Genomic DNA, 23692 nt, shown 5'->3' with positions numbered 1-23692 from the left:
AAGAGCTTTTTTATTGCGGTGACAATGATGCGCGTTATGCTTTTGTTTTTTGCGGGCTATCTGTTTTAGTCAGTATGGGGAAAGAGAGGCATGAAGAGCCTATGCATGAGGAACTGTGGGAGGTGTGTTGGGGGAAGTGAGACAGGAGACGTATTGGGGTTTGAGCTGTTTTTATGTTGAGTGTTAGGGAGGCACCAATAAATAAGGCAAGAGCTTTTCTTACTGAGAGAGTGCTGCGTATGATATTTTCGTTGATGGAGGATTCAATGGAGGTGATTGGTGTTTGCAGAAAAAGAGGAGAGGGGTAAGAGAAGAATAAACAAAAGAAGAATAAAATGGTGCTGCGAGAGAGGATTGAACTCTCGACCTCTCCCTTACCAAGGGAGTGCTCTACCACTGAGCTACCGCAGCCCCTTTTCAATCTTTGCGCTGTCTTGTGCCATATTGTCAGAAAATAGGCAAGAGAACATTTGTATATTCTTGCAAGAAAACGTATCTTATGTCATGACATATGTTTCTTATACGCTTGAATATTTAAGGTTATGAGTTGCTTGGATAGAAGCTCAACACTGTTTAAAAGGTTGCGCAATGACACAAATGCATCAAAAACAAAAACAAAATGAAATGAATCATCAAGATGAAAAAGCAAAACGACGTCAAGAAAGATTGGCGCAACAATTGCGTCAAAACCTGAAACGTCGAAAAGAGCAAAGCCGACAAAGAGCGCAAACAGAGCTCTAAAATGCAAAAAAATGTTTTTTAGTGAAGCTTTGCAACCAAACTTCTCAATAATTTGTTCTCATATTTAGAATGCGTTCTAAAACGATTAATAAAGCATAACTTCTCGAAGGGGGAAAAACCTTTGGAAGGGCAGGCACAAAGGAAAAGAGGGAAAACACGATGGATTCTATTCAAATTATTGGGGGAAAAAAACTTAAAGGAACAATTCCTATCTCAGGGGCAAAAAATGCTGCATTGCCTCTTATGATTGCGGCGCTTTTGACAGAAGAAACGCTCACTTTAGAAAATATTCCTCATCTGGCTGATGTCGAACTGCTTATTCGTATCCTCAATAATCATGGTGTTGGATATGCCGTTGATGGACAAGAGTTTAACGATGAGTGTGTGAATTCAAGAACAATTCATTTTACTGCGCAAAAAATAGCGACAACACGGGCGCCCTACGAACTGGTGAAAAAAATGCGCGCAAGCTTTTGGGTTATCGGACCTCTCCTTGCACGATGCTTAGAGGCTTATGTTTCGCTTCCTGGAGGATGCGCTATCGGAACCAGACCTGTCGATTTTATCCTTGAGGGGCTCAAAACTTTAGGCGCACAGATTACGATCGAAAATGGATATGTTCATGCAAAAGCGCCAAGGGGGTTAAAAGGTGCTCACTATCGTTTCCCTAAAGTTACTGTTGGTGGAACCCATGTAATGCTTATGGCGGCGACATTGGCAAAGGGAACAACCTTTCTTGAGAATGCAGCTTGTGAACCAGAAGTGGCAAATCTTATTCGAACTTTGAATGCTATGGGGGCTCAAATAACTGGTGAGGGAACAACAACGCTTACAATTGAAGGGGTTAAAAAACTTAAAGGAACAAAAATACGCGTTATTACTGATCGAATCGAAGCGGGGACATATGCAATGGCTGTTGCTATGACAGGAGGCGATGTCTTTCTTAAAAATGCAAATCCTAATCATCTTACAAAAGTGCTTAAGGTGCTCCAAAAAACAGGGCTCGAGATTCAAATAGAACCTCAAGGAATTCATGTTAAGCGAAATCCAAAGAACACCAAAATTATGCCTGTTGATATTAAAACAGGACCTTATCCTGCTTTTCCAACCGATCTCCAAGCGCAATTCATGGCGCTCATGACACGGGCTGAAGGCATTGCGCATATTACAGAGACGATTTTCGAAAATCGTTTTATGCATGTTCAAGAACTCAATCGTTTAGGGGCTTCGATAAAGCTTGATGGGCAAACGGCAACCGTTTATGGAACAGAGAATTTGCAAGGGGCTCCCGTTATGGCGACGGATTTGCGCGCTTCTGTTTCTCTTGTGATTGCAGCATTGGCAGCAAAGGGGGAAACAATCGTTAATCGTGTCTATCATCTTGATCGTGGATTTGAGAGATTGGAGGAAAAATTAGTTCGTTGTGGTGCAAAAATTCAACGCATCACAGTGTAATTCTCTTCAAAGGTATTCGGTCTCCCTTTAAGGGGCTTGATCTCAGACAACAAGGTTTGTTAATCCTTTCGAGAAACGCGGGGCTCTCATGGTTTTGGAGTTTTTACGAGTTGGCATAAGCGTTTGAGAGGCGGGTGGGGCTTCATAAAACAAACAAATAGAGACTTGTATCATTGTTCTCAGTGTCGTTTACGGCGCTTATGACACGGGGTTGAGGGAACCACGCATATTACAGAGACGGTTTTCGAAAATCGTTTCATGCATGTTCAAGAACTCAATCGCTTGAGGGTGCAGATAAAGTGCCATGGGCGAGAGGGCAACTATCTCATGGAACAGAGAATTTGGAAGGGGCTCCCGTTATGGCGACGGTTTTGTATTTGCGCGCTTGTTGTTTCTTTTGTATTTGTGTTCGTTGTATTATCATTGTCAAAGCAAAGTATTAAAGAATATATATTCAAAATGATAGTAAATATTCACAGTATTTATTGTTTTTTAATATAAAAATATGGTAATAAAATAATTTATGTACTTTTATAGTATTTATAATTATTCAAGGAAAATAAAATGAAGAAGACTTTTAAATTATTGAGTGCTTTATTGATTATGATTGGATGTTATCAAGCTCAATTGCCTCAAACGATTGCAGGTACATGGAAAAAGTCTGGTGCAAATCAACTTGAAAAAAAAGTTCTTTATGATGACCCTGAAGATTTTCAGAATGACCCCGCTTATATAGAATGGTGTATAGTACATGACAAGAATCCGGAGTGTAATCCTTTAAAATCTCGCAATCCATGGAAGTTTAGTAGAACTCTTGGGCACGGGTATTGATGAAAAGGGCGATGTAATTTCTTTAATTGATGAAAAAATGAATATGGAAAACCTATAAAAGACGACCATAACAAAAAAAGTCGCTTCATTCTTTAAAAGCTGAGGATGGCATTGTTAATGGGGTGCCGATAAAGTGCCCATGGACTAGAAGGAAATGCATCTCATAAAACAGAGTAGGGGTGCTCGTCATGACGCCTGATTTGTACGCTTTTTCTTGTCTTTGTTTTTCTTCCGCTTTAAAGGATGCATATTCCTGACTTAAGGGCTGTTTTGTAAAAAGTTCGGATTCTGTTGGCGCGGTTTGACCTACTCCTGACTACTCCATGTGGTTCACTTTAAAAAGGCTCTACGGGATAAGCCATGCCCATTTATTACACACTCTAAAAAAACACTTAAATATGTGAAGTTTTACATGCCTTATATCACGGCTCTAAACAACGATGTTTTACGGAAAAATATGATAAACCGCGCTTTTTTTTCAGTGAACACTAATGCGTATTGTTATTGGTTTTTTTTCTGTTAAGAAGCGTATACAGTGTCGTAAAAGAGTTAAGTAAGAAATTTAAATAGCGCGTGAAGCATCAAAGAAACTTTGGAAAAATTTTTGAAAAAATTAGTTTAGGGGCGCTTTTTATAAAAGCCCGTCTTAGAGAGGCAGATAAGTCTTTCATCTGAAGAGGCTTGCTTTATGTTTCAAAACTTGATAAAAATTCAAAAAATACAAAGATTGCGAAAAAATAGGAAGAGAAGCTTTTTCTGATATGTCGGGGGGAAAATGGTTAATAAATTAGACAAAAAACAGATTATATTTTTAGTATTGCCATTCATATTTTCAATCATTGTAGCTTTTTTGGTCAATATAACGATCAATAATATTACAGAAAATGGAACGACGCCTGATGCTTATTGGTTTGTAAGATCAAAGCCACTGGATATTTTAATCCTTATTGCACTTTCATGTTCTTCATTCATCTTATTACAAAAAAGGCATACCAGAAAAAATATCACTATTTCGTCCATGATCATCTTTGGTTTGTTTGCAACTTATTATAGTGCAAATGAATATATCAGACTTAGTCCCTATGTAGGTCAAAATAATATGACATGGGCGGATGTTTTTCCTTTCTTTGATAGGATGGTTTTAGGGGGTGTTATTGTTGGCATTGTTATCCTTGGTTACACGATAAAACTATCATTACCTAAAGCTTCACCTTTGAAAAATTCAAAAAATACGATCTTTGGTGGTGTTCAATGGATGAGTATGAAAAAGATTGAAGAGATTTTTCCTCGTGATGGCGAAGTCGTCATAGGAGAGCGCTATAGAGTCGACGAAGATATTGTTAAAGATGTCAAATTTGATCCTAAAGACAAAACTACATGGGGAAAAGGTGGTAGACAGCCATTGTTAACATACAAACTTAATTTTGATTCAACTCATATGTTATTTTTCGCTGGTTCTGGTAGTTATAAAACAACCAGTAATGTTATTCCAACTTGTCTCAAATATTCCGGTCCACTGGTCGTTTTTGACCCTTCAACTGAAATCGCTCCAATGGTAAAAAAAACAAGGGAGCTGTCAAAAAGAGAAGTATACGTTCTTGATCCTCATGGTTCTTCAACAAAAACTTTTAACCCTTTAGATTGGCTATTAGATGAAAATCTCCCCCTTTATGAAAGAGAAGCGGGTGTGGTTGAAGTTGCTAGACTCCTTCTTTCTGAAAACGACAAATCAACTTCGACTGATCAATTTTTTGTATTACAAGCACATAATTTGTTAACAGGGCTTCTTGCGCATATTGTCTTTTCTGATGAATACGCAGTAAAGGAAAAAAACTTAAAAACCCTTCACACGATCATGTCAATGCCAGAACCCTCTGTGATTGGAAAATTGCAATCTATACGATCAAATTCTTCATCGCAATTTATTCGTGAAACCCTTGGCGTTTTTACAAACATGGCGGCGCAAACTTTCTCAGGTGTCTATGCTACTGCTGCAAAAGATATACAATGGCTTTCACTCTCTAACTATGCAGATCTTATTAGTGGTCATGATTTTAAAACTACCGATATAACAAAGGGAAATATTGATATTTTTCTAAATATCCCCTCAAAAATTTTAAAATCTTATCCAGGTGTTGGGCGTGTCCTTGTTGGCTCTTTTCTCAGAGCTATGGAAGCTGCTAATGGTAATTATGCAAAAAGAGCGCTCTTTATTTTAGATAATGCTGATCTTTTAGGATATATGAACATTTTAGAAGAAGCACGTGATCATGGACGCAAATATGGTATATCTCTCATGCTTTTTTACAAGTCTGTAGATCAAATAGAACACTATTTCGGTTCGTCAGGCGTTATGACATGGTTTGAAAATTGTGCTTTTGTAAGCTATGCCGCAATAAAAGATATTAAAACTGCTGAAAATATATCTAAGGCATGTGGTCAAATGACCATTGAAGTGAAAGATTCAAGCAAACCTCTAGGAGGATTCCATACAAGAGGGACAGAAAATATAAGCACCCAGCATAGACCTTTAATATATCCACATGAAATAACACAAGAAATGCGAAAAGACGAACAGATTATTCTTATGCAAGGGCAACCACCTATCCGTTGTGGACGCTCTATCTATTTTAGACGTAAGGATTTAACAGCTCTTACTAATGAAAATAGCTTTTCTTCTTAATAAAGCACTTGTTTTTAGTTAAAATGAATAAAATATTGTTGTATTTTTGGATGATATAATTAGAGATAAATTATTTTTATAGTACATTTTTATAGTACAGTGGCTTGAAAATGGGAGAGTCATGAGCAGTCTTTCTTCTAAGAATACAAACACCAAAGAAGAAAGGTTAGATGCAAAACAGAGCATTGCTTCAACTATAATGCGTGGGGTGTTCAAGATAATACGTAGAATATTCGTTTGGATATTTAAAACAATACGTAGAATGTTGGCTGTGATATTTAAAAGGTTGCTTTACGCAATCTTCCTTATTTTATTATTCATTCGTAAACCAGTTTTTGCCTTCTTAAACTTCTTTGCTGGTGGCTTGGCTTTATTCCTATTTTTTCTTTTTTTCGGATACACAGCGAGAGTTGCACCTTATGAACACCAAACAGCAATGGTCATTGGTGGTATCATCATGATATTTCTTTGCTTGTTTGCTCATGATGCCTATGAAAGGTTTTTACTACGTCTAGCATCTCTTGATTATGATCTTATACTTATTTCAATAAATAGAGCTCACTTCGTTCACACATAATTTAATCAAAAATGAGAGGTTATCTGCCTCTGATAAAAATACAAATAAAGACTGTTTTTAAATTTTATTGCCAATTTCCTGAAATTACTTTATTGTAAGCGAATGTTTTGGTCGTCTACGCAGCGATCAACAGGGAATGAAAGACCCGAAACTTGAGACACGTATTTATCCAGCTTTATGGATATCCCGGATTTCCGGGAGCTTTTGTTATGTCCAGGTGCGTCTGCGCACTAAAAGCAAAAGGCTGAGTCAAGTTTCAGCTCTTTCAACTCCCGGAATACTTATGCGAGGGCGCTCGCAACCGGTAGGGGAGCTTGAAGTGAAAGCTAAAAATCCACACTTTAACGACATTTCGATAGGCAGAAAAATTCGCTTTAAAAGAACAATGATCGGGATGTCGCAAAAGCAATTAGGAAGCCAGTTAGGTGTGACGTTTCAACAAATCCAAAAATATGAAAAAGGCTCTAATCGTATAGGGGCGGGGCGTTTACAAGAAATTGCTGATATTCTCAATGTTCCCATTTCCTTTTTTTATTCCGATCTCTCAACAAAGGAAAACGCCTTGGATCCTTATGATGAAAGGATCTCGAGCAAAGAAGAGCAAGTCCTTTTGAAAAGCTTTAGAGAGCTTAAACCTAAAAAGCAGAAGGCAATTTTGTGTTTGATTGTCTCATGAGATAAAAACACTGTTTTAAATTTATTGCTGGTCTCCTGAAATTATTTTATGAACAAGAACGAGGGTTCTCGTTGTACAGTGCGGTTGAATGGTGGAGCCCAAAGCCTGAAAATCCAAGCTGAGACATTAGCCTGCTTTATAAGTATCGCGAGATTCCGGGAGTTTTTGCCATGTCCAGGTGCGATGAGCACTAAAAGCAAAAAAAGCTGACTGAACTCAGTACTTTCAGACTCCCGGAATACGCATAAGAGGCGCTCGCAACCGGCAGGGGAGCTTGAAGTGAAAGATAAAAATCCACACTTTAACGACATTTCGATAGGCAGAAAAATTCGCTTTAAAAGAACAATGATCGGGATGTCGCAAAAGCAATTAGGAAGCCAGTTAGGTGTGACGTTTCAACAAATCCAAAAATATGAAAAAGGCTCTAATCGTATAGGAGCGGGGCGTTTACAAGAAATTGCTGATATTCTTAATGTTCCCATTTCCTTTTTTACGCTGATCTTTCAACAAAGGAAAACGTCTCAACTTGTGATGATGAGATCGGAAGTAAAGAAGAGCAAGTCCTTTTGAAAAGTTTTAGAGAGCTTAAACCTAAAAAGCAGAAGGCAATTTTAAGATTAATTTTTTGTTAGAATAAAGAAAAAATTAAAGAGGCTCTTGCTAAATAATAAATTATTCTATAAACCCTTTTTTAGAGAAGGGGGTTAGCATTTCTCCTCCCCCCCCCCCGCAGAAATGTCCAAATAGAACCTCCTTCTCGTCATTTTAAAAATCATGAAAATTTGGACCTTTTCCCTTTTTAAAGAGTGACTTATTTGTGTTAGAAAAGTTGCTGTGTTAGGCAAATTGGAAGGCGTGGTGTTTTTAGGGATTTGGGAAGGACTTGAAAAGTCATCTTGCCAAAAAGAGTTCTCAAAAGGAAACATTGGAGAGAAACTACCAAAGGGCGCCCAGTGGAGAGAAACTACCAAAGGGGGCGGCTTAAAAGAAGCTACCAAAAATCTGGAACTTCAGGCTTTAAATGAGGACCAATCCGTACTGCCGAGACCTTTTCTGCTAAACCTGTGCGATCTGAAATCTCAACCGCTAAACCACAAAGGGTGGCGGGACCACATGCCGGTTCAAAACGATCTTGCTTCGTCTTATAAAGAAAACGGTGTAAGGGTTCTTCTTTATCCATTCCAAGAGAGGAGTTATAATCTCCACACATGCCTGCATCTGTTAAATAGGCGCTCCCACCTTCTAAGATTTGTGCGTCAGCCGTGGGAATATGCGTATGCGTGCCAACGATAACACTCACACGACCATCAAGAAAATGGCCAAAACATTGCTTCTCGCTTGTCGTTTCTGCGTGAAAGTCAAAAATAACCGTATCGGCTTGCTCCATCAACGAACAGGCTAAAAGAATATTTTCTGCTGTTTCAAATGGATCTTCTACTTTGCACGGCATAAAAACGTTGCCCAACAGATTGGCGACAAGAACACGGGCTCCATTTTTTGCTGTAAAAATACCTACACCTCTTCCAGGAGTTTCTTTCGAAAAATTGGCAGGGCGTAAAAAACGATCACTCTCATGGGCATACTGCAATGCTTCTTTGTGAGAAAAAGCATGATTGCCCGTGGTCACAACATCAACACCGGTCATCAAAAGATCTTGATACGTTTCTTGTGTGAGACCAAAACCACCAGAGGCATTCTCACCATTTACCACAACAAAATCAAGCTGCCACTTCTTAATCAGTTGAGGAAGGTGTTCAAAAACAGCTTTACAGCCTGTGTTACCAACAATGTCACCTAAAAATAAAAAACGCATAGGCGCTTTAATCACATTTTAACATTTTAAGAAACCTTTTTCTGTAAAAATCCCCTGTACCTGTAGATCATGTTCTGCTGCGCGAATAGAGGAAACCTCCTGACATGAAAATCCTATGCCCCATAATGTTATTTGATGTCCTTGTTTTTCAAGAGCTTCAACCGCACGGTCATAATATCCTCCTCCATAGCCAAGACGGTGACATTGACGATCAAATGCAGAAAGCGGAACAATAATATTATTGGGGACAACAACGCTACTGTCTGCACTTGGACCAAAGGTGCCAAAACGCATGGGCTCTAAAATCGTGTTGGGCGAAAATGCACGGAAAACCATGGTGGTGGAATCAAGCACTGCTGGTAAGGCTAAACGTCCGCCGCGTAACGCTACAGCATCCAGTAAAGGACGCGGGTCAATTTCCGATTTAATGGGCCAATAGCCTGCTAAAATGAGCTGTGAAAAATTTGTCCCCTTTTTTTCAAGGTATTCAATAAAGTGGCAACAAGCACGCTGCGAAAAGAGTGCCCGCTCTTCTGTTAAAAGAGCATCACGACGCGATAAACCGCTTTTTCGCTGCTGTGTACGAAGGGATAAAGCCGATTCACAGAGGGGATTATGTGTCATTGTCTCGCCAATTGTTTTATAAGATGCTGGTATTTTATCCATTGTTGGCGTTTTGTAAATCTCTGTTATGATAAGAGCTGTGCTTCATGAAGAAAGTGTGCGCTCAGGGGTATCTTGGTGCGATAAACCGCTTTTGCGTTGCTTGCGTGCAAAGGGATGAAGCAGATTCACAGAGGGGATTATTTTTGTAAGTGCTGTCTGTTTTATAAAATAAAGCTCATCGTAATTTTTCTTTCTTGAAAAGAGAGTATCGTCATTGGTCTTATGTAAAAGGACGCTCTCAATTTTTATCTGGAAAAATTTTGATGTAAAAAAGGGTGATCCACAACAGCCGATGGAAAAAGCTGATCCCGGGAACCTATACAAATAGGTGGGCGCCATATGAAAAAGCCCACGGGCTTGATCAGGGACAGCTCCCTTGGAGATCATTAAGGTCTCAGGAATACGTTATTTCCTGTCGAGAAGCGCAGAACACCCTCCTTAATATAAAACAATTTCAGAGTTTCTGCTAGAGATAAAATAACTACAATCTCTTATTTTTCATAAAGTTTTTTCAGGATGATTCTATAACCTTGCGGGTGGCTGCTAGAAATGGCTGTATGATATATAGAACGCGTTATTCAAAGTAAAAAAAGCAAAAAATATGAGTGGGGGTGGGTGATTGAGTGAGGCATAACGGTTTATTGGCAATCGCTTGATTTTTATGTTTCGCGGGAATACTTGGGGGAGCTTTGAAGGGGAATATTTTTTATTCAAGGATGTTTGTTAACTGACGTTGCGTCTTTGAAATTTTTGCCTCGTGGGGAATATTTCAGTGCTGTTTTATCAACTTTGAGGGGGGAGGAGAGCCGATACGGTATGTGCTGCTATGGTTGAAGCTCATAAAAATAAAAAAAAGGCGATAATAGTTTATCAAAGGGCTCAGCGATGTTTTAAGTTTTTTTTCAAAAAATATTTTTTGAGGATCGTGTTTACAAAATTTTTTTTGTCCATGATGGAGAGATGTGAAAAAAGAGGCGGTGTGAAGAGGACTCAAGCGTGAAGCGTTTGCTTGCTAGGAGAAGAAATTCTTTAAGGGGTATATTGGAAGTGTTTGGACGCTTCCTTCAATACAAAAAAGCTCCAAATTCAAAAAAGATATTGTCAATTGCGTGGGGTGGGGTCAATTGCGTGCGGAGTGTTTGAGGGCGTGGTTATGAGCAGGGGGCTTTGAGTTTATTGAGTGGAATGTAAAGCTGGCTTGCGTCTTATCCAAGTTTGAAAGGATGCGTAAAGCATCTCGTTCTTGAATGGTTTCAAAGAGCTTGTGGTGATTGTTCGTCTAACAGAGCTTGTACGCGCTTTTGAATTCTGCGCATTTGTGGGTAATATTCTAATGCGGTTTCATAGGCTTTAAGAGCCAGTTTTGGACGCTCTGTTGCTTCCATGGTAACGCCAAGTTCAAAAAAAGCGATATAGTTGCGCGGCTCAAGTTCAAGAGCATGGTTGAGATCAAGCATGGCAAGCTTGAAATCGTTTAGTTGAATGTGAATCCAAGCGCGCCTTACCCAAGCTTCAGCGTGAGTAGGTAAAAGTGCAATAGCATTATCAATATAATCAAGTGCAAGTCCATAATCGTCGCTACTGATTGCATTTTCAGCCCATGACATTAAAAGATCAATCGTCTCACTCCCCGATTGGGACCACAAATGTTGAAGTTGTTGACTGATCTTTTTTGCTTGAGAAACATCAGCACAATATTTCAACTCTTTCAGTAAACGTAAAATTTCGGCTTCTTTGCGTTGCTTAACTCTGTCAATATGGGAAAGCTGCTCTTTGTCAAGATCTTCAAGAATAACCGCAGACAAATCAGAATCGGAGGGCGTTGAGGAAGGGGGAGGAGAATTGGGAATAAGATCATCTAAGGGTAAAAGCGATTGTGGAGAAGGCCGATCTTCAGGAAGCGAAGGAGGATTTTGCCCATAGCTAGAGGGAACAAAACAAAATATGCCAACAAAAAAAAGAAAAAAAACGCGACTGAAAATACAGAAAAAACGCGACTGAAAAAATCGAAAGGTTTTTAAAAAAATAGAAGAATCCATAAAAACAAGCCCCCAAAAGATAAATCACCAAATATTATCAAATACTAGACTTGTAATCAACGAACTTATAACCAACCGACTCGTAACCCAAAAAATCTTAAGAAAAAATTTTTAAGCCTACAAAAAGTAGGCATAAAAACATTAACCAAAAGAATTAGCCTTGACGCGCTCTAAAACGAGGGTTCGTCTTATTAAGAATATAAATACGACCCTTACGACGCACCAAACGATTGTTACGGTGGCGCTCCTTTAGTGCTTTAAGCGAATTTTTAATTTTCATCATATTCACCGTTAAACAGTTTACGTAACACAATACTATGATACAACATTAAAACAACTATGATATAACATTAAAACACAAAAATACAACACCACAACCCCAATACACTGTTCACTCAATGAACATTGCATTGCGATATTGTACTTGCATCATAACATCACACGATACACTTTTTCACTGTGATCACAAAAAGAAAAACGCACCCTTAAGGTACGCATTAACACACTTCATTAGCACAACGAATAAGTGAAAATTGCAAAAAAGTAAGGGAGATTTAACAAGAAGTCTTATTCTTGTCAAGGGTGTATTATACATTTCCTATGGTGGGTTAATGGTTTCCTTGAAGGTAAAAATATTCTCGCAAAAGAAGGACAAAGAGTGGAAAAAAGTAAAAGCCTTTTCAGCTTTAAACAAATAAGCTCTGTCAAGGGGGTGTTGAAAGGTCAGGAGCGCTGTTGAGCCGTTGGATTGTTGATTGGTGTGGTTTTTGAGGGTGGGGGGTATGGAGGAGAAGGAGCTTGTAGGAGGGCGTGAAGCCCTGCTAGGGGGCAAATTAAAAGGATTGGGGCGGGGGGCGGCGCGCTTTGAGCCGCTGGATATCGGTGTGAGGGGAGAGGTTGTTTTTCAGTTCATTGAGGGGAAAAGCATTTGTATATATGTGGGTTTAAAATTTGCTAGCTGGTCCCATTAATTGGATGACATGCCCCATTTTGCGGTAGGGTTGAACAGTGCTTTTGCCATATAAATGGATCGAGGTGCGCTCTTGCTTCAGAAAATATTTTAACGTGCTTAAATTTTTCCCAAGAAGATTTGTCATTTGGCAATCGCTATGGCGGTATGTGCTGCCCAATGGAAGACCGCAAATAGCACGGATATGCTGTTCAAATTGTGAAGTTATGCATGCTTTTTGTGTCCAATGACCAGAATTATGGACACGCGGCGCGAGTTCATTTACTAAAAGATGACCATCCGTTAAGACAAAAAACTCAATACAAAGAACACCAACATAATCGAGGGCATCCATGACTGTTAGGCTGATTTCTTGGGCTGCTTTTTGCACGTCAAGTGGAATATGTGATGGAACAAAGGATTTATGAAGAATTCCGTTTTTGTGTTGGTTTTCAGGGCAATCATAAAAAATATGTTCTCCTTGTTTTGTGCGAGCCGAGAGAACTGAAATTTCCGATAAAAAAGGAACTATCTCTTCCAAAATACAAGGCTGCTCCTGAAAAGTCCTTAAGGCTTCGTCAAGGGTTTGTTCATCGGGGTGGTCAAGCTTGATCTGGTTTTTTCCGTCATAACCAAAACGACGCGTTTTTAAAAGACCACGTCCGCCTAAGGCATCGAGCGCGGAAAGAAGAGAAGAAGAATTGTCAACAGCATACCATGAGGCGGTGCCAATCCTTTGATCACGCAAAAATTGCTTCTCAAAAAGTCGATCTTGCGTGATCTCTAATGCTTTGGAAGAAGGATAAACAGGCTTACTCTTCTCTACATATTGAACCGTTTGAAGCGAAAGATTTTCAAATTCATAGCTGACAACATCACACTGAGAAATAAAATGATCTAAAGCTGATGTATCGTCATAGGAGGCAACAATATGGCTGTTTGCTGTTTGAGCGGCTGGGCAATCGGCCTCAGGGCAAAAAATAACTGTTCGAAATCCTAATTCTGCGGCCGCTATGGCGAGCATCCGTGCTAACTGTCCGCCGCCGATTAAACCAATGACGCTGCCTGGAGGTAACATGTTAGGTGAGAGGGTGTTGGGTGAGGGGGGCGTGTTGGAAAACGGTGCCATTTTAACCCTCCGTTACAGGCGTTTTGGCGACATTAGCTGTTTGTTGTTGACGCCAATCTTGTAATCGTTGGGCGAGATCATGATCATAAATGGCCATAACGGCTGCGGCTAAAAGTGCTGCATTAATTGCACCTGCTTTGCCAATTGCTAATGTGCCAACGGGTATCCCTGCTGGCATTTGCACAATTGAAAGCAAAGAATCTTGACCAGAAAGAGAATGAGAATGCACTGGAACGCCAAAAACAGGAAGAGGCGTAAGGGCTGCTAGCATACCAGGAAGATGCGCTGCGCCCCCTGCACCGGCGATTAAAACTTTAAACCCTGCTTCTTTTGCTTCTTTTGCAAATTGATAAAGGCGTTCAGGGGTTCGGTGTGCTGAGACAATATGCGAACTATGAGAAATACCAAGATTTGTCAAAATATCTGCGCTATGGCACATCGTTTGCCAATCCGATTGGCTCCCCATTAAAATCGCGACATCACATGATTTTTTCATCATTCACCATCCTTTTCAAAGGTTCAATGCGATTCTTTATCATTATTTTTTTTAAAGTTTTATATTCTCTTTGCAAAGCCAATTGATGACAGAGAAACAGTTATTTTTCAAATAAGATGGAAAGCTAAAAATTTAAAGGGGGATCTCGAGAGATGAAAAATTAAAGTATTGAAGGTTATGAAGCACTTCTTTTGAGGGGGAGGGATGAATTTTGAGGGGAAGTGTTAAGGGGTGGTGTTGGACCTATGAGGCTGTTGAGCTGCGGAATTGCTGTTTATTTAAGGTAAGAGGAAAAAATACATCGGGGGAAAGGCATTGATTGTAAGTTTTTTTAAAAATGTTTCATTTTTATTTGCCAAAATAAACATGGTCACCATATATTATGAAATCTGCTGCAATTTGAAAAATTGCTCATGAGAAAAAGAGATTTTTATGGCGAAAATGCGTTGCAAAGTGAGGATATTCTTTGAGAAAAAAGAGATATCGATCTCTTAATTTCAAAGGCTATTTATTTTGCTGTTCAAGTGGTTATTTTAATTGAGTGGGGGGATGTGCTCTTTGTAATCGTTGATATATTTTAATAATAGCTGATATAAAGGGAAGCGAATAATCAGCGCTTTTGTGCTTTTGTTGAGATGTGTTTCTTAGCGATTATATGGTTCTTTGTTTTTTCACTTAGATAGTATGACAAGAAAAGTGAATGACGAATTGTGAATAATAAATCCATGGTCTCTTTTTTGCCCAATTTTGTAATAATGGTGGAAGCTGAAATAAATTAAGAGTTAAACACCGGATGTAAAGGAGATTTAAAGCTATGTTTTTTCCATTTTTAATCGCTTTAGGTACTGCAATAACGACTATGTATGGCAAAAAAAATATAAGTTATGCTCTGTGGGCAGTTTTATTCGTTGTCATTCTTCTCACTTTCAATCATCACGCAACTTCTACTTTAAATTTATCTTTTTGAGAGAATAGCCATGGAACATGTTGAACAAAAAAATCCTCACTTCGTCATCTTTATGAATACGCTAGGACTCATTGGGTTATCCATTGTCTTGGTGGTGGCTTTTTATTATCAATTGGTAAAGTTTGAGTTACCGTGTCCCCTTTGTTTGCTGCAGCGCGTTGGATTGATGCTAGCAGGTTGTGGGTTCTTGCTCAATATTCACTATAAGGTGAAAAATACCCATTATGGTATGGTTATTCTCGGTTGTATGGTAACGAGTGCCGTTGCAGCACGGCAAGTGTTTTTGCATATAACACCTGATGATTTGGGATATGGTTCAACGTTTTTTGGATTGCATTTTTATACTTGGGCTTTCATTATTTCTGTCCTTTGTATCTTTGCTGTCACATTTGTCATGATTTTAGGCGAATTGGCACACAAGTTCAAAGAATTTTCTCCTTTTCCATTTTTGAGTAAAACGGCAAGTTTTTTATTTGTGTTTTTGATTGCGGCAAATTTGATTTCTACCATACTGGAATGTGGTGGCGGACAATGTGCCGATGATCCTGTAAGGTATGAATTGTTATCAAATTGGTTCCCTTCATAGTCTTGAAATTTTTTAATAATCCCTCATCATGGTTTTATTGTTAAAGAGGCGGAAATATTTAAAAGTCCGCTTCTTTTTTATTGACTGGGAAGACATTTCAGCAAGCTTTTCGATAATCTGATCTTTTATGCCAACGCTGCCTTTTATGAGCGCTTGCGATTGGTATTTTTTTAGCGAAGACCTGCTCTGTGAACCTTTTATACGGTCTTTTGAGGGAGATGAAGGGATTGGTCGGAGGCGTTTATAGGGCAGCCCCAAATTGTTGAGCCGCGTGGGTTAAAAAATTCGTTTTTTAAAGGTGCATTAACGATAAAATTTTTTTCCTCTTGATTTTTCTTAACGTTGTGTTAAATAAACCTTTGTATTCATTTTTGATGCTTCTGAAGTATCTTTGCTGCTTTTAGAGGGATTAATTTAAAATTTTGAAAATTATCTGAATAATTTTCTACAGGGGTTTGTTTATTAGAGGCAAACCTTTTTTTTTATCTAATTTTTAGATGTTTTTTCAATGTGAAGCCTTTTTTAGAAAAAGGTAAGCATCTTGATGATGACTCTCCTATTTGTTAATATATTGATTTATAATGAAATCATTTTCAACGTGAAGCACATTGCTGAATAGAATAAGATTTTCTCATCATCAGTTCTCTTATATTGAATCAATTAAAATTACTTGCTTGCACATCATGAGCGGGTGGGCCATGTGGGTCAAAACTTTACAAGAAAGGCATAACTTTAATGAATTGGCTCTTGAACTGAAGGCTGTCGGCAACATTAGAAGCTGGCAGAATTTTTGTGATAGTGCCGGTTTTGTTCCTGCATAAGCGTAAAGATAAGGAGGGTTGAATGGATTTTATTCCCTTCATGGGGGCTTTACCATGCCTTTATGGATAGCGTTTGCGAAATGGGTGTGACGAGCGTTGAGAGATCTGTCTTTAAAACAAGCGTGTGAATATGCAACGCAAGTATCGTGTGTTTTGTGCGTTTTGTCTTACGAAAAAATACTGACTTATAAGGATAAGTTATCGTTGCGAATGTTGAATGAGAAAAACGAAAAGGTTCTCTCATTTCAAATTTTCTTCTAGTCAATCAATTAAATGTACTCTCGTACGTTACAAGAAAGCACTGGGTGTAAATAAAAGTTCTTTTAAAAGTCGTAAAATGCTTCTTATGAACCCTTTTGATAGCTAGAATTTGTCGAAAAATTTTATGTTGGTCAAGGGAAATAATAGGGCGGTTTATATCTATGATTTAAGTAAAAATAGGAGGATTTAAATGAAAAGGGAGGCGAGATTTTAAAGACAGTTGTCGAGAACGTTATTGTGTAATGATTTTTTACAGATTTTCTGATTTCTTTAAATATGTAAAAACATAAAAACGGAAATGTGCAAAAAAGGAAGCTGGGACTTTATGCGTGGTGTGTGATTTTATCATGGCATGGAATGTGGAGAGAAGATTGTGGGGTGTGGGGATAAAGAGTCTTATGAAGGGAGGGGGCGTTTTAATGAAGAGGTGGGTGTGTTGACGGGAGAGAAGATTGGGGTGTGGGGAAGTTGCTTTTGACGTGGGATTGACCGGTGCTTTGCGTGATCTTACTTTAGGGTGGTGAAGGGGCAAGAATATTTTAAAATAGGACGTATCTGTCGCGTTTGATGAAATATCACCCTTTGAGGGGTGGTGATCTGAAATCAGCAGGGGAATTCGCTAGAGTAAGAAGCTGTATTGTTGACAAACCTATGTTTACAAAGCGGTGCGAGAGGAATTTGAAAGTTTCGTTTGGCTGCTTTCTGTAAATGTAGAGAAGCATCAAAACGTTGATCCGTAAAATAAAAATGTATATCCGTAAAATGATGCGGAGGGATTTATGCTTTGTGTGCGCTTTTGCTTAATCAGAAATCAACCATAAGATTGCTTTTTGTTTTTTCGGCTGGAGCTCTCTAAAATTTTTTAAAAGGGCGTGCTCTTTTTCGCTATAGGTGTATTGATTGTGGTGTAAGAGAGTTTCTTTTGTTGAAAGATCTTCTTTTGTAGCAAGGTCTGCATAAAAAAAGCTTATGGGAACATCTAGTTTTTGGGCGATTTCGAGTAAACACCCTGCGCTTACACGATTGAAGCCTTTTTCATATTTTTGGATTTGTTGGAAACTGACGCCTAAATAGTTTCCTAATGCTTTTTGGGAAAGTCCCATTGAAATGCGTCTATGACGAATTCTTTTGCCTATCAAAATGTCGATAAAATGTGGATTTTTGGTTGGCACGTCAAGCCCCCCGCCGGTTGCGAGCGCCCTCGCATTGGTATTCCGGGAGTCTGAAAACACTGACTTGACTCAGCTTTTTGCTTTTAGTGCTGAGAAGCACTTGGACATAGCAAAATCTCCTGGAATTCCGGGAAACCTACAAAAGTGGGCTCAATTGTACGCTAGGGTTTAGGGCTTGTTTTCCCTCTTGATCGCTGCGTAGACGATCAAAATCACTCTTTAAGTGATAAAGTAATTGCAGGAGATTGGCAAGAAGAATCAAAGTAATCTTAAAGACTACAAGATTGGGTACTCTTTAAAAAAGTGCGAAATATGGATTATAAATAGCGTTTTTTTCTATAGAGATGTCGATAAAATTTGGATTTTAGTTTGTACTTCAAGCCCCCCTCCGGTTGCGAGCGCCCTCGCATTGGTATTCCGGGAGTCACAAGTACTGAACCCTAGTCAGTTTTTTTGCTTTTAGTGCTTAAAGCACTTGGACATAGCAAAAACTCCCGGAATTCCGGGCCCCCCACAAAAGTGGGTTCTATTGTACGCTAGGGTTTAGGGCTTGTTTTCCCTCTTGATCGCTGCGTGGACGATCAAAATATCTTTTAAGTCATAAAGTAATTTCAGGAGATTGGCAAACAAAAATAGTTTTTATTTATAAACTTTATTTTTTAATGAGAGGCTTTCCGTCTTTCAAACTCTCCGGAACGCTCACCAAAATCATGATTTCAGATCCGCGTTTAATGAGGAGACTAACAATCCTAGGTTCTTAAGGTCAAGGAGACCATTACATGGCGCCTAACGGCGTCCTTGACCCCAAGAACCTAACGGCTTGTTTTGTCTCTCTCACGCGGCTCCGAAATCATGATTAGAAGGGGAGCTTATAGGGGGTGTGGTATCAGGCATATCAATTTATCAAGGTGTTTTTTGTGAGAGTGTGTGATGAATATTTAGGCTGGATTTCCTTTTCTGGTCTGGTGAAATAGTCTCGTTTGAGGGGTGTGATCTGAAGTCCGTGGGGGGATCTGAAGTTTATAGGGGGTGTTGGGTAGGTAAGAAGCTGGGTTGTCGAGTATTGTTTTTAGAGTAGCGCGGGGTGGGGTGGAAGTTTCGTTTGGCTGCTTTCTGTAAATGTGTAAAGGCGTGAAAACGGAAATGTGCAAAAAAGGAAGGTGCGACTTTATGCGTGGTGTGTGATTTTATCATGGCATGGAATGGCATGGCATGTGATGAGAGGAGTGGAGGGAAGATTGGGGTGTGGGGGTGACGCGGTCTATAAAGGGGGGTAAAGCTGGGATGAAGAGGCGGGTGCGTTGATGAGAGAGAAGAGAGGGGGTAGGGAATGGGAATGAACAGATTAGAAGGGGGGGATAAGAGACGGTGGTGCGAAGGGGATGCATGAAGGATGGTGTGAGGAGATAGGCTTGGCTTATGGTCCTTGATGAAGTGGTGTCATTTGAGAGGTGTGATCTGGAGTGCGGGGGGGGATCTGAAGTTTATAGGGGGTGTTGGGTAGGTAAGAAGCTGGGTTGTCGAGTATTGTTTTTAGAGTGGTGTGGGGAGGGGTGGAAGTTTCATTTGGTTGCTTTCTGTAAATGTGTAAAAGCGTGAAAACGGAAATGTGCAAAAAAGGAAAAGGCTTTATGTCGTTAGGGGCGTTGTGGTTAATGATACGCAATGTATGGGGATCGTGTTTTCGAAGGTAGGGAGAGCAACATAAATGGAAGGAGTGGCTTAGAGGAAATGTGTGGAGAGAGGAAAAATGGGGCAAGGCTGTATGGGAAATGCATAGAGAGTGGCGTGTGGAGTGGTGAAGCATGTTGTGGAAGGCTGCGTGAAGAATGGAGGAGGTTTTTGAGAAAAGGAGGGGGCTTTTGGTGTGGGGAGTGGTGTTTATCTGAAGGGCGCATGTTTAAGGTGTGGAAGGGAGAAGGTGAGGAAAAGTTGGAGGGAGGAAAAATGGGGCAAGGCTGTATGGGAAATGCATAGAGAGTGGCGTGTGGGGTGGTGAAGGATGTTGTGGAAGGCTGCGTGAAGAATGGAGGAGGTTTTTGAGAAAAGGAGGGGGCTTTTGGTGTGGGGAGTGGTGTTTATCTGAAGGGCGCATGTTTAAGGTGTGGAAGGGAGAAGGTGAGGAAAAGTTGGAGGGAGGATGATTGTTTGTAAGTGGTGGAGGATAAGTCAGAGGCGTTGGGAAAATGCTTGAGGGGGAGAAAATTTAGCGTAATTTCTCGTCACTCTGAAATCAAGATCATCATAAAAATTGGAGGAAATGGGTGGGTAAAATTGGTGGAGAGAAAGTTTTGTGCCAAAATGTGTGGGGTGATGTTTTTTGAGCGCATGAGAGAGTAAACTTGAAAAACCTTTCTCTTTTTGTTGAATTTTTATTCACAAACTCAAGAAAATAGGGTATGAACGCTGGAAATAACGCACAGCTTAACAAAAATGTGCACTGTAAAGGAAATGTTTGTTTATGTCAAAAGAAGAAGTTTTAGAATTTTCTGGTATCGTTACTGAACTCTTACCGAACGCAATGTTTCGTGTGAAACTGGAAAATGATCATGAAATTATTGCGCATACTGCTGGTAGAATGCGAAAAAATCGTATTCGCGTGTTGGCAGGTGATAAAATCATGGTGGAAATGACACCTTATGATTTGACAAAAGGGCGCATTACATATCGCTATAAGTAGCTTTAGGGGTGGCTTGTGCTTTTTTGTAAAAGCCATCATATTATTTCTATTATTTTTTAACAGTTTTTAAGCTTGCTTTTCATGAGTGAAAAAAGGGGAGTGTTTGAATGGCCTTGAAAAACTGTAAAATTAATGCGGAAAAAGATCAAGGAGATTAATGGCGCTTAAAAAGGGGCTCTTAAAAGGGAGTGCTTAAAAAGGGGCGCTTAAAGGGGGTCGCGTAAAAGGGGGTGTTTAAAAGGGGTGAGAGGGAAGTCGATTGTGAAGGGGTGGAAATGAAAAATATAAGAGAGTGGGGGGAAAAACGTTTGGCAGATGCTCTTACAGAAGAAATTCATTTGGTGCTTGCTTCCGCTTCGCCAAGGCGTTTAGCGCTCTTAGCACAAATAGGGATTGATCCTCAGCAGGTTTGTGCAAGCGATATTGATGAAACGCCAAAATTAAAAGAACATCCTGCAAACCTTGCCAAACGTTTGGCAAAAGAAAAAGCCCTGAAAGCCCAAGAAATTTTGCGCTGGTACAATCAGAATGCTCAAGAAGAATTACCTCAACAGAAAATGATTATCTTGGCTGCTGATACGGTGGTGGCTGTGGGGCGCACCATTCTCCCTAAACCAGAGGGTGAAGACGAGGCTTATGAATGTTTGCGATACCTTTCGGGGCGGGCGCATAAGGTCTATGGCGCTATTTGTGCCTTGAATGAAAAGGGGAAAATAACCGTAAAATTGGTTGAAAGTCGTGTCCGTTTTAGACGCTTAACCCCTGCCGTGATGAAGGCTTACCTTGCTTCAGGAGAATGGCAAGGGAAAGCGGGTGGCTACGCTATTCAGGGAAAAGCCGGTGCTTTTGTTGTCTATATCAGGGGTTCTTATTCCAATGTGGTTGGTTTACCGTTGGCTGAAACAGCCGATCTCTTGACCGCTTATCACTATCCGCTTTTTACGCACTGGGCTGAAGAAACGCATTAGAAAAACTTTAAGGCAAGATCAATGCAAGGTGAAAACCAAAAAAAAGAGAAAAGCCAAAATGAAAAAAAAGGAACAGAAGAAAAATTAATGAAGGAGCAAATGACAAAGGTGCGCCAAGAAAAAAAAGAGCTCAATTTGCAAAAAGAGACTCGCCCTCCGCATCCTTGTCCGATTTGTGGTCAGATGGCACAACAAAACGCCTATCCTTTTTGTTCCACACGGTGCCGAGCCATTGATCTTAATCGTTGGCTTTCTGGCGCTTATATTTTACCGCCCCCGCCGCAGAAAAGTGATGAGGAAGAATAAAGAGTCCTCTTGAGGAGAGAATGCTCAGAGTGTTTTTTGTGTTGGAGCTTAAGGGGGTACGCGGGATTATTGTAAATGGATTCAAGGGTTGGATTAACGGCTTGCTTATTGTCGTCGTTCGTAGAGATGCAGATTAAGTTCAATCAATGGTGGAAGTGTTAATACATATCTAAGACTTAGCACCAGTGGTTTTGTAATTATAAATTTCTTTGTTGCGGGAAGGTCGATAATGCCTTTAGGGTGTGAGGGAAGAATTGATCATCTCATCAATATTGCTAAAGTATTGCTAAGGAAAAAGAGGGGGGCATATTTTGGTGCAAATAGATGGGGCAGCAAACAATCGTTTGCTGGTGCTTTGTTGCGTGAAAGTTGTTGATGTCTTTAGGGTGTGAGGCAAGATTGATCATCCAATCAATATTGCTAAAGTATTGCTAAGGAAAAAGAGGGGTGCGTGTTTTGGTGCAAAGAGATGGGGCAGCAAACAATCGCTTGTTGGTGCTTTTGCTGGGTAATGGTATGGTGTCATTTGGGGGCTGGATTGATTATATCGTGATTTTGACCGTATCTGTGTTCATCTGGAAAGCTGATCAATATGATGTCGCTTTTATTGGAGCGGCAACATTATTACCTAGTATCGTTCTGTCTAAGCCAATTGGAATGTTGGTAAGTCATCGTTCTATGATCCATTGGCTGCGGGCGTCACTGCTGTTACGGGCGCTATGTACTGTCGGTTTATTGCTGGCGACGAGTCTGCAAGGATTTATTATATTGGCAGTTATTCGAGCGACATTCAATAGTGTCGCCATGCCTGCAATTTCCGTTCTTAGTGCAAATTCGGTGCCTAAACACGAACGGACCCGTTACTATTCTGTGCTTAATATGATCAATAGCATGGCGAAGATGATAGGACCTGCTTTGGGTAGTGCTCTCTCTGCATTTTTGTCAGATACATATACTTTATTGTTTTCTGGATTTCTGACATTGCTAGGCTTTATCGTGTTTTGTTTTATTGGTGCACAACCTGTCTCGTCTCTTATGATAAAAAAAGCGAATACCACGCAAGCACAGCAGAGGCTTTATGGGACAACTTGGTATGCCTATGTGGCGGTGATATTTGTGTATTTTGCCATGATCTTTATGGTGAATAATCAGTTGCCCGTTATTCTTAGTGTAATGAAAATGAATAAACAAGCTCTTGGGATGTTGGTATCGGCTTCGGCGATTGGTAATTTTCTCTATGGGTTTTGGCGTGTGAAACAATCAAAGCATAAACCCCTTACAGGCAAAATATCGGAGTTGTTAATGCCGGCAATGTCATCAATGATTGGTTTTGTCATGATCTCAGTGTGCTTTTTTTACTTTGATTTACTCCGTATTGAGACTTTGTTGTTCTGTTTTTTTCTTATTGGAATGGTGAGCGCTTACTTTTCCATATCTTCTAATGTTTATCTGGTAAGCAATTTCAATGAACAGATTGGGGTGGCTTCCGGATGGGTGCAGTCTATACAAAATTTAGCTATGTTGGTGGCGCCCTTTGTTGGAGCGTTTGTTTTAGGTCACACTTCGGCTGGAAAATTGTTCCTTCTTTCTGGATTGAGTGGATTATTCTGTTTATTGGCTATCAGGATATTGGTGAACCGTTCTTTGTCAATTGTTCGTTCTCAATGATTGGCTCATCAACGAAACATGTATTTTAAATCATTTTTCTGAGATTCAGGGGGCACGGGAATAATCCAGCATCGGGAAGCTTTTTCAACGTTATAGATTCAATTTTTGATTTTTACTTAACCGCTCATATGTTTTTTTTCGGGGCTTTGCCTTCTTGACACTGTTCCACTGTCTCGTAAACTCAATAGGGGGCATGGTTTTGAGCAAC

General features: G+C 39.8%; 24 protein-coding genes, 1 tRNA gene, 1 other RNA gene and 2 pseudogenes. 18 read left to right on the top strand and 10 right to left on the bottom strand.

Annotation, left to right across the window (positions count from 1 at the left end):
* Window positions 1-336 precede the first annotated feature (336 nt).
* Window positions 337-411: transfer RNA gene (locus tag ACFIJK_RS02955), tRNA-Thr, on the bottom strand.
* A gap of 177 nt (window positions 412-588) precedes the next feature.
* On the opposite strand from ACFIJK_RS02955, the gene ACFIJK_RS02950 reads away from it, so the two are divergent.
* From ACFIJK_RS02950 to ACFIJK_RS02915, 8 genes and pseudogenes are all read left to right on the top strand, one after another.
* The gene (locus ACFIJK_RS02950) at window positions 589-741 is read left to right on the top strand and encodes a hypothetical protein (RefSeq protein ID WP_015856869.1); all 153 of its coding nucleotides are present in this window, start codon (window positions 589-591) and stop codon (window positions 739-741) included.
* A 159-nt stretch (window positions 742-900) separates the two neighbouring features.
* Window positions 901-2196, top strand: coding sequence for a UDP-N-acetylglucosamine 1-carboxyvinyltransferase (murA, locus tag ACFIJK_RS02945; protein WP_375626380.1), 1296 nt, complete (start codon window positions 901-903; stop codon window positions 2194-2196).
* A gap of 188 nt (window positions 2197-2384) precedes the next feature.
* Window positions 2385-2570: pseudogene (locus ACFIJK_RS02940) on the top strand (UDP-N-acetylglucosamine 1-carboxyvinyltransferase); the annotation flags it as partial.
* 190 nt (window positions 2571-2760) lie between these two features.
* The gene (locus ACFIJK_RS02935; protein WP_375625354.1) at window positions 2761-3027 is read left to right on the top strand and encodes a hypothetical protein; all 267 of its coding nucleotides are present in this window, start codon (window positions 2761-2763) and stop codon (window positions 3025-3027) included.
* Between the two features lie 775 nt (window positions 3028-3802).
* Window positions 3803-5710, top strand: a complete 1908-nt coding sequence (gene traG, locus ACFIJK_RS02930; RefSeq protein WP_375626377.1) for a Ti-type conjugative transfer system protein TraG — start codon at window positions 3803-3805, stop codon at window positions 5708-5710.
* Between the two features lie 121 nt (window positions 5711-5831).
* Window positions 5832-6287 (top strand): hypothetical protein, encoded by a 456-nt coding sequence (locus ACFIJK_RS02925; RefSeq protein ID WP_375626375.1) that lies wholly within the window; start codon window positions 5832-5834, stop codon window positions 6285-6287.
* A gap of 136 nt (window positions 6288-6423) precedes the next feature.
* Entirely contained in the window at window positions 6424-6963 is a 540-nt protein-coding gene (locus ACFIJK_RS02920) for a helix-turn-helix domain-containing protein (RefSeq protein WP_375626373.1), read from the top strand.
* Window positions 6964-7242: 279 nt separating this feature from the next.
* Window positions 7243-7595, top strand: a pseudogene (locus ACFIJK_RS02915) (helix-turn-helix domain-containing protein).
* A gap of 359 nt (window positions 7596-7954) precedes the next feature.
* Here the strand turns inward: ACFIJK_RS02915 and ACFIJK_RS02910 are convergent.
* The 5 genes from ACFIJK_RS02910 to ykgO all read right to left on the bottom strand — a co-directional run bounded on the left by ACFIJK_RS02910 (window position 7955) and on the right by ykgO (window position 11761).
* Entirely contained in the window at window positions 7955-8776 is an 822-nt protein-coding gene (locus ACFIJK_RS02910; protein ID WP_375626371.1) for a TIGR00282 family metallophosphoesterase, read from the bottom strand.
* 18 nt (window positions 8777-8794) lie between these two features.
* Entirely contained in the window at window positions 8795-9400 is a 606-nt protein-coding gene (locus tag ACFIJK_RS02905; protein WP_375625410.1) for a 5-formyltetrahydrofolate cyclo-ligase, read from the bottom strand.
* A gap of 315 nt (window positions 9401-9715) precedes the next feature.
* Window positions 9716-9876, bottom strand: a non-coding RNA gene (gene ssrS, locus ACFIJK_RS02900) — 6S RNA.
* A gap of 819 nt (window positions 9877-10695) precedes the next feature.
* A complete protein-coding gene (locus tag ACFIJK_RS02895; RefSeq protein ID WP_375625361.1) occupies window positions 10696-11481 on the bottom strand; it encodes a tetratricopeptide repeat protein in 786 nt (261 codons plus the stop codon).
* Between the two features lie 154 nt (window positions 11482-11635).
* Window positions 11636-11761, bottom strand: coding sequence for a type B 50S ribosomal protein L36 (gene ykgO, locus ACFIJK_RS02890; protein ID WP_013545486.1), 126 nt, complete (start codon window positions 11759-11761; stop codon window positions 11636-11638).
* Between the two features lie 502 nt (window positions 11762-12263).
* Here ykgO and ACFIJK_RS02885 point away from each other — a divergent pair.
* Window positions 12264-12452, top strand: coding sequence for a hypothetical protein (locus ACFIJK_RS02885; protein ID WP_375626368.1), 189 nt, complete (start codon window positions 12264-12266; stop codon window positions 12450-12452).
* On the opposite strand, the gene ACFIJK_RS02880 is transcribed toward ACFIJK_RS02885, so the two are convergent.
* Together ACFIJK_RS02880 and purE are read right to left on the bottom strand one after the other, a co-directional pair.
* Window positions 12426-13559 carry a 5-(carboxyamino)imidazole ribonucleotide synthase gene (locus tag ACFIJK_RS02880; protein ID WP_375626366.1) on the bottom strand — a complete coding sequence of 378 codons (1134 nt, stop codon included), beginning with the start codon at window positions 13557-13559 and terminating at the stop codon, window positions 12426-12428. The genes ACFIJK_RS02885 and ACFIJK_RS02880 overlap by 27 nt on opposite strands.
* 1 nt (window position 13560) lies before the next feature.
* The gene (purE, locus tag ACFIJK_RS02875; RefSeq protein ID WP_375625365.1) at window positions 13561-14058 is read right to left on the bottom strand and encodes a 5-(carboxyamino)imidazole ribonucleotide mutase; all 498 of its coding nucleotides are present in this window, start codon (window positions 14056-14058) and stop codon (window positions 13561-13563) included.
* Between the two features lie 811 nt (window positions 14059-14869).
* Here purE and ACFIJK_RS02870 point away from each other — a divergent pair.
* The 3 genes from ACFIJK_RS02870 to ACFIJK_RS02860 all read left to right on the top strand — a co-directional run bounded on the left by ACFIJK_RS02870 (window position 14870) and on the right by ACFIJK_RS02860 (window position 16429).
* On the top strand, window positions 14870-15022 hold the full coding sequence (locus tag ACFIJK_RS02870; RefSeq protein WP_375626364.1) for a DUF5993 family protein: 153 nt from the start codon (window positions 14870-14872) through the stop codon (window positions 15020-15022).
* A gap of 10 nt (window positions 15023-15032) precedes the next feature.
* Window positions 15033-15608: a disulfide bond formation protein B gene (locus ACFIJK_RS02865; RefSeq protein ID WP_375626362.1), complete on the top strand. Its 576-nt coding sequence runs from the start codon at window positions 15033-15035 to the stop codon at window positions 15606-15608.
* A 698-nt stretch (window positions 15609-16306) separates the two neighbouring features.
* Window positions 16307-16429, top strand: a complete 123-nt coding sequence (locus ACFIJK_RS02860; protein WP_375626360.1) for a hypothetical protein — start codon at window positions 16307-16309, stop codon at window positions 16427-16429.
* Window positions 16430-16478: 49 nt separating this feature from the next.
* Here ACFIJK_RS02860 and ACFIJK_RS02855 read toward each other — a convergent pair whose 3' ends face one another.
* Together ACFIJK_RS02855 and ACFIJK_RS02850 are read right to left on the bottom strand one after the other, a co-directional pair.
* The gene (locus ACFIJK_RS02855) at window positions 16479-16673 is read right to left on the bottom strand and encodes a hypothetical protein (protein WP_375626358.1); all 195 of its coding nucleotides are present in this window, start codon (window positions 16671-16673) and stop codon (window positions 16479-16481) included.
* Between the two features lie 817 nt (window positions 16674-17490).
* Complete coding sequence (locus tag ACFIJK_RS02850) at window positions 17491-17862, bottom strand: helix-turn-helix domain-containing protein (protein WP_375626356.1); 372 nt, start codon at window positions 17860-17862, stop codon at window positions 17491-17493.
* Between the two features lie 1788 nt (window positions 17863-19650).
* Between ACFIJK_RS02850 and ACFIJK_RS02845 the strand changes: the two genes are divergently transcribed.
* From ACFIJK_RS02845 to ACFIJK_RS02820, 6 genes are all read left to right on the top strand, one after another.
* Window positions 19651-19839, top strand: coding sequence for a hypothetical protein (locus ACFIJK_RS02845; RefSeq protein ID WP_375626355.1), 189 nt, complete (start codon window positions 19651-19653; stop codon window positions 19837-19839).
* Between the two features lie 8 nt (window positions 19840-19847).
* Window positions 19848-20006 (top strand): hypothetical protein, encoded by a 159-nt coding sequence (locus ACFIJK_RS02840; protein WP_375626353.1) that lies wholly within the window; start codon window positions 19848-19850, stop codon window positions 20004-20006.
* Between the two features lie 317 nt (window positions 20007-20323).
* Window positions 20324-20542, top strand: a complete 219-nt coding sequence (gene infA / locus ACFIJK_RS02835) for a translation initiation factor IF-1 (protein WP_004857577.1) — start codon at window positions 20324-20326, stop codon at window positions 20540-20542.
* A 275-nt stretch (window positions 20543-20817) separates the two neighbouring features.
* Complete coding sequence (locus ACFIJK_RS02830) at window positions 20818-21510, top strand: Maf family nucleotide pyrophosphatase (RefSeq protein ID WP_375626351.1); 693 nt, start codon at window positions 20818-20820, stop codon at window positions 21508-21510.
* A 21-nt stretch (window positions 21511-21531) separates the two neighbouring features.
* The gene (gene yacG / locus ACFIJK_RS02825) at window positions 21532-21816 is read left to right on the top strand and encodes a DNA gyrase inhibitor YacG (protein ID WP_375626349.1); all 285 of its coding nucleotides are present in this window, start codon (window positions 21532-21534) and stop codon (window positions 21814-21816) included.
* A gap of 459 nt (window positions 21817-22275) precedes the next feature.
* Window positions 22276-23484, top strand: coding sequence for an MFS transporter (locus ACFIJK_RS02820; protein WP_375626654.1), 1209 nt, complete (start codon window positions 22276-22278; stop codon window positions 23482-23484).
* Window positions 23485-23692 lie beyond the last annotated feature (208 nt).

Origin of the sequence: Bartonella sp. PS17NMGDW, from assembly GCF_042193555.1 — a bacterium.
GTDB classification, from domain to species: domain Bacteria; phylum Pseudomonadota; class Alphaproteobacteria; order Rhizobiales; family Rhizobiaceae; genus Bartonella; species Bartonella grahamii.
Note: the sequence above shows the minus strand (reverse complement) of the source record. Positions and strands in the feature narration are given on the sequence as shown.